Here is a 5,132-nt window from a genome sequence, read left to right on the forward strand (position 1 = left end):
ACCATGTCCACCCCCATCTTTTCCTTGACGTAGTGGGCAAAATCAATGGCCTTCAAAGCCTTTGGCAGGCGGCCCTTCCGGCCAATAGCGATGCCGTCGTCATCCGGGGCAAAGCCGGTTACATCGACCAGGCCAAGCTCTTCAGCCTGCCAGTCGCTTGACCCGTCCTGAGCCTTGTCAGAGTTAGTATGGATGGAGTAAACGGTGATGCCGCTAGCGATAATCTTGGCGTACATCGCCTTTTGCGGGTCGCTGTAGTCCAGGTTGTTAACCGGCCGGAAGATCAAGGGATGGTGGCTGACGATGAGGTCAGCTCCCCGCTTGATAGCTTCATCAACCACATTTGGCCGGACGTCTAAAGTCACCAGGATCTTGTGGACCGGGGCTTCCACGCTGCCGATCTGCAGGCCGACCGGGTCACCGGCGCTGGCGATGCTTTCCGGGAAAGCTTCATTCAGTTTAGCAACAACGTCTTTTACTTTAGTCATTTTCCTCACCTAATTCCTGCTTGATCATGGCCAGCAAGTCTTCGACTTCCTTGATTCGGGTCAGGTCCTTTTCCCGGGCCTTGTTGAGGTTAGCCAAGAGCTTTTGGTAGTAGGCTTCCTGCCCCTGCCACTTTTTATAAAAAACATCAGTCTTGTTCTTTAAGAGCAAGGGACCAAATTCCTGCTCGCGGACAGTCAATTGGTGAACCTGGTCAGTCAGTTTGGCCTTGATCAGTTCATAGATGTGGCCTGCTTCATAGACGATGTCTTCAGCGACGATCTCGTACTTGTTCTCCATCAACCAGCGGCGGACGGTATTTTCCCCGATATTGGCTTCAAGGACCAAAGTTGGGTAGTAGACGCCCCGGGAGGCAGCTTCAGAGAGCAGGTTGACCATCAATTTGCCGCCCATGCCGGCGATGACGACCGTGTCGATTTGGTCGCTCTCCTTGATGGTTTCCAGGCCTGAACCCAGGCGGGTTTCAATCTGGTCAGAAAGGCCGGCGGCCGCGATGTCCGTTTCCGCGTTCTCCAAAGGGCCAGCGGCAACGTCACTGGCGATAGCGTGGCTGATCTTGCCGCTCTCTACCAGGAGGATCGGCAGGTAGGCGTGGTCGGTGCCGATATCGGCCAAGCGGCTATCTGGATCAACCATTTCGGCAAGTCTGTTAAGTCTTAAATTCATTAGTAAAGCGCTCCTTTATCCAAAAGTAGATTTTATCATAAGTCAGCTGGCAAAAAGCGGTTTCTGCAAAAAAATAATCTCTGTGCTATAATTGGGAGTAGTTTTGTCAGCATTTTGGATGACAGGAGGCAAAGAGAAAGGGAAATGGACCGGACGGAGCCTACAACTTTAACTAATATGTGTATGATCGTGGACCAGGACCGGGTCTTGACCATTGACCGGGAGGACCCGGTTTGGCCAGGTCTGGCTTTCCCGGGCGGTCACATCGAAAAGCATGAGTCTTTTCATGATTCAGTCATTCGCGAGGTCAAAGAAGAAACCAACTTAGACATCGTCAGTCCCCGCTTGGTTGGCTTCAAGCAGTTTTTTGACAAGCTGGACCGGCGCTACCTGGTCTTCTTCTACCGGGCAGATCAGTTCTCAGGAAGCCTCCACGCTTCAAGGGAAGGCAAACTGGAATGGGTCAAGATCAGCGACTTGCCTAAGCGGCAGTTAGCCTACAACTTTGACCGGGACCTGGAAGTCTTTTTAAAAAGTGACATTGATGAGCATGTATTGTTGGACAAGAAGGATTATTTGTATTAATGAGCAAGAAAAAGAAAAATAATAAGAAAAAGAGCAAGCGGATCTGGGGCGGGGTCGTGACGGTGGCACTTTTTGCCGCCCTCTTTGCTTTCGCGGGTCTCTACATCAAGAACTACCCGGTGGAAAAGGATGTCAAGCTGGTGGCGACCCAGCCCAAGGCCTTGAAGGCCAAGAAGACGGTGGCTGAAAAGGACATCTGGGGCTATCCTTTCGCCAAGTGCTACACCAAGAAGATCAAGTACCTGTCTGGCCAGCGCTACGGGAAGACCGACGTATGCCGGCGGGTCTACCCGAAGAAGTCCTACTTCCATGACGGCTGGGACTTTGGCTGGAGTGAGGTCGGCAACAAGGCACCGGTTTTGGCCATTCACCCGGGGACGGTTAAGAAAGTTGCCTACTGCACGGGTCTTGGCTGGTACATCTGGGTCGTTTCTCCAGACGGCTATGTCGAGGTCTACCAAGAAGGTTTTGCCAACCGGTCCGACATCACGGTTAAGGCAGGTCAGCCGGTCAAGCTGGGCGATAAGCTTGGCCGGCTGACTGACTCCCACCTGCACTTGGGGATCACCAAGACTAGCGCTGACTACATCAGCAAGCATGGTCACCCTTACAAGAACTACTGGCGGGACAACGGCACCTGGCTGAACCCGATGAAGGTGATTACTGACAGCTTGAAGCTGCAAGCAGATGTCAAGGAATACAACGCCAAGGCGACCAGCTACAATGCCAAGGCAAGCAGCTACAACGAGAAGCTGGCGGCTAAGAAGAAAAAGCTGAAGGCGGAAGAAAGCAAGCACCCTTACCACTACTTGAAGTCATTTATCAAATAGACAGCAATCAAAAAGACGACTGAAATTAATCAGTCGTCTTTTAGTTTGCTCACTTTTTTGCCCCGCCCTTTTCCAGGTCTAATAGATAACGCTTAGCTTCAAGGCCCGCCGCGTATCCAGTCAGGCTTCCGTCAGCCCCAATGACCCGGTGGCAGGGAATCAAAATCAAGATTGGATTGCAGTGGTTGGCCATGCCCACGGCCCGTGAGGCCTGCCTGCTTCCCGTCATCTCTGCCAGTTCCCTGTAGGTTCTGGTTTCGCCATAGGGAATCTGCCGCAGCTGCTCCCAGACTTTTTTCTGAAAATCCGTTCCTTCCGGATTTAAAGGCAGGTCAAAGTCTTGCCTTTGGCCGGCAAAATATTCTGTCAGTTCCGCCTTGCAGGCCTGGACCAAGTCGCCAGAAGGGTCGCCGGGGATGATCCGGTCAGCCGGAATTTTGTCTGCATCCCTGCCAGCCAGCTTTTGCTGCACGCCTGCTGGTTCACTGCAGAGAATGGCGTCTTGCGAGGCAATAATCCTAAGCGGACCAATTGGCGTGTCCATCACGGCCCGGCTGATATTGTTGGCAAAAATCTGCCGGTACTTTGCCGGCGGCATTCCGGTCTGCCGGCGAAAATGCGCGTAAAAAGTTGATATATTTTCATACCCAGCGGCACTGGCAGCATCGAGAACGCTGGCCCCAGCCTGCAAGGCCTGTTTGGCGGCATCAGTGCGCACTTGAACCAGATAATCCCTAGCTGGCATCTCATAGTATTGCTTAAAGAGCTGAGACAAGTGCTTTTTGCTTGCGCCAAGCTCTTTAATTTTATTATTCAGCTGTTCCTGGTCGCTGAAATAGTGATCAACCACGGCCTTGCTTGCTTCAGCCAGCTCACGGTCCGGATCATAATCAGGCAAGTCAGGCCGGCAACGCTTGCAGGGACGGTAGCCAGCTGCTTTTGCTGCTTCCCGCGTAGTAAAATATTCAACATTTGCCCTTTTGGGAACTTTTGATTTGCAAGAAGGCCGGCAAAAGATTTTGGTAGTCTTCACGGCATAATAAAACTTGCCATCATAGGAAGGGTCACAGTCTTTTACTGCTTCCCACATTTCATCGTCCATCATCGTTTCCTCCTTGCCTTGCGGCTTTCAATACTAAGCCAATTTGTGATCTTGTATACGAAATTCTACCATAAACGCTGCGACTTTTCTTCCAAAAACGGCAGATGCAATTCTTACAGTTTGCCAGATCGATACTGCTGATTTTTGGCTATTCCTCCCCAACATCTTCATCCATCAACAGATCAACAACAGTAAAAGTAACTATAGCATCTTTTTTAACACAGCGTTAAACTAACGCTTTTAAGAAGCCGTGCAAAAAATGGCAGCTGGCAGGAAAATCTGCCAACCGTCTGTAAAATCTTTGGAATTTAACAATTAACTTTGAAGTCCATTAGTACCTGCTTCATTTTTGATCTTCAAGAGCCCAGCCTTGGACTGATCCAGGTCAAGGTTGGTCAAAAACGGGATGGCTTCTTCGATTTGCTCATCAGAGAAGTTCCACCATTCCAGCTTATTCAGAAAAAGAAAAGCACAGTTTCAGCACATCTGTTGGATTTTGCAAAAAATTATTCCTCAATGAATTTAGCCGCTTCCAAGCCGGCAATACGGCCAGAGTTTACGGCAAAGCCCATAGTGTTGCCCGGCAGGGTAAAGTTGTAGCTGTCAGCGTAGATGGTGTTAGCGTCCGATCCCGCGCTGTAGAGGCCTGGAATAACCTGGTCTTCGTCATCCAGGACTTGGCAGTTTTCGTCAATCTTGACGCCGCCAACCGTGCCATAGGCCCCGCTGTAGAACTTGCCAACCAGGAAGCCGCCTTCCCCAGTCAATTTGTGGAGGTAGTCAGGATTCTTGAAAAATTCGCTGTCCTGGCCATGGTCACAATAGCTGTTGTAGTCGTCGATCGTTTTTTGCAGTTTAGCAGCTGGGATGTCCAGCTTTTCAGCCAATTCGCCGACGCTGTCAGCCGTAATGATGGCTTCATAGCCGTTTTCTTCTGCCTTCTTGATCACCGGATCCAGCATCTTAAAGCCGGCAGCCGGGTGGACAATGTCCATAATGTCTGGGCCGTCTTCCTGGTACTTTTGCAAAATCGCCCGGTCCATGATGACGTAGGCATAGTGGCCTAGCTGCAGGAACATGGCGTTGCCGGAAAAAGTAGTATTGCCCAGCATCCCTTCATCCATAAAACGGTCACCCTTCTGGTTGATCATCAAGTTTGGCTGACGCAGGACGCCGTCAGCGACCATGTATTCCAGGTTGTGCGGCAGGATGTAGATCATTTCAACCGTATCACCGTACTTTTGGGCACCGGCATCCCACATCATCTTCAAGCCTTCGCCAGTGATGCCAGGCACGTTGAAAGTGAAGAAGTCCTTGTCCAGGTTGAAGCCTAAGCGATCCTTCAGCATCTCGGCATTTGAACCGTAGCCGCCAGTAGCCACCACAACGGCTTTAGCATGGACGGTGTACTTGACCGCTTCGCTTTCAGCGACTAAGCCGGT

Annotated in this window: 6 protein-coding genes; 2 read left to right on the forward strand and 4 right to left on the reverse strand. The window is 51.0% G+C overall.

From position 1 onward, the window contains the following. On the reverse strand, window positions 1–488 hold a 488-nt coding region (locus ACI32D_RS09225), incomplete at its 3' end, for a Nif3-like dinuclear metal center hexameric protein (RefSeq protein ID WP_439776276.1). Beyond that, complete coding sequence (locus tag ACI32D_RS09230) at window positions 481–1,173, reverse strand: tRNA (adenine(22)-N(1))-methyltransferase (protein WP_439776277.1); 693 nt, start codon at window positions 1,171–1,173, stop codon at window positions 481–483. The genes ACI32D_RS09230 and ACI32D_RS09225, both read right to left, overlap by 8 nt. Before the next feature lie 144 nt (window positions 1,174–1,317). Here ACI32D_RS09230 and ACI32D_RS09235 point away from each other — a divergent pair, with 144 nt between their 5' ends. Both ACI32D_RS09235 and ACI32D_RS09240 read left to right on the forward strand, forming a co-directional pair. After that, window positions 1,318–1,758, forward strand: a complete 441-nt coding sequence (locus ACI32D_RS09235) for an 8-oxo-dGTP diphosphatase (protein WP_439776278.1) — start codon at window positions 1,318–1,320, stop codon at window positions 1,756–1,758. Then, the gene (locus ACI32D_RS09240) at window positions 1,758–2,588 is read left to right on the forward strand and encodes a M23 family metallopeptidase (RefSeq protein WP_439776279.1); all 831 of its coding nucleotides are present in this window, start codon (window positions 1,758–1,760) and stop codon (window positions 2,586–2,588) included. The genes ACI32D_RS09235 and ACI32D_RS09240 overlap by 1 nt, the downstream gene beginning before the upstream one ends. A gap of 49 nt (window positions 2,589–2,637) precedes the next feature. Here the strand turns inward: ACI32D_RS09240 and ACI32D_RS09245 are convergent, their stop codons facing one another. Both ACI32D_RS09245 and ACI32D_RS09250 read right to left on the reverse strand, forming a co-directional pair. Next, window positions 2,638–3,693, reverse strand: a complete 1,056-nt coding sequence (locus ACI32D_RS09245) for a bifunctional transcriptional activator/DNA repair enzyme AdaA (RefSeq protein WP_439776280.1) — start codon at window positions 3,691–3,693, stop codon at window positions 2,638–2,640. Between the two features lie 503 nt (window positions 3,694–4,196). Beyond that, a partial coding sequence (locus ACI32D_RS09250; RefSeq protein WP_439776281.1) for an FAD-dependent oxidoreductase occupies window positions 4,197–5,132 on the reverse strand: 936 nt, incomplete at its 5' end.

The sequence above is a fragment of the Lactobacillus sp. genome, assembly GCF_051873315.1.
Lineage (GTDB): Bacteria > Bacillota > Bacilli > Lactobacillales > Lactobacillaceae > Lactobacillus.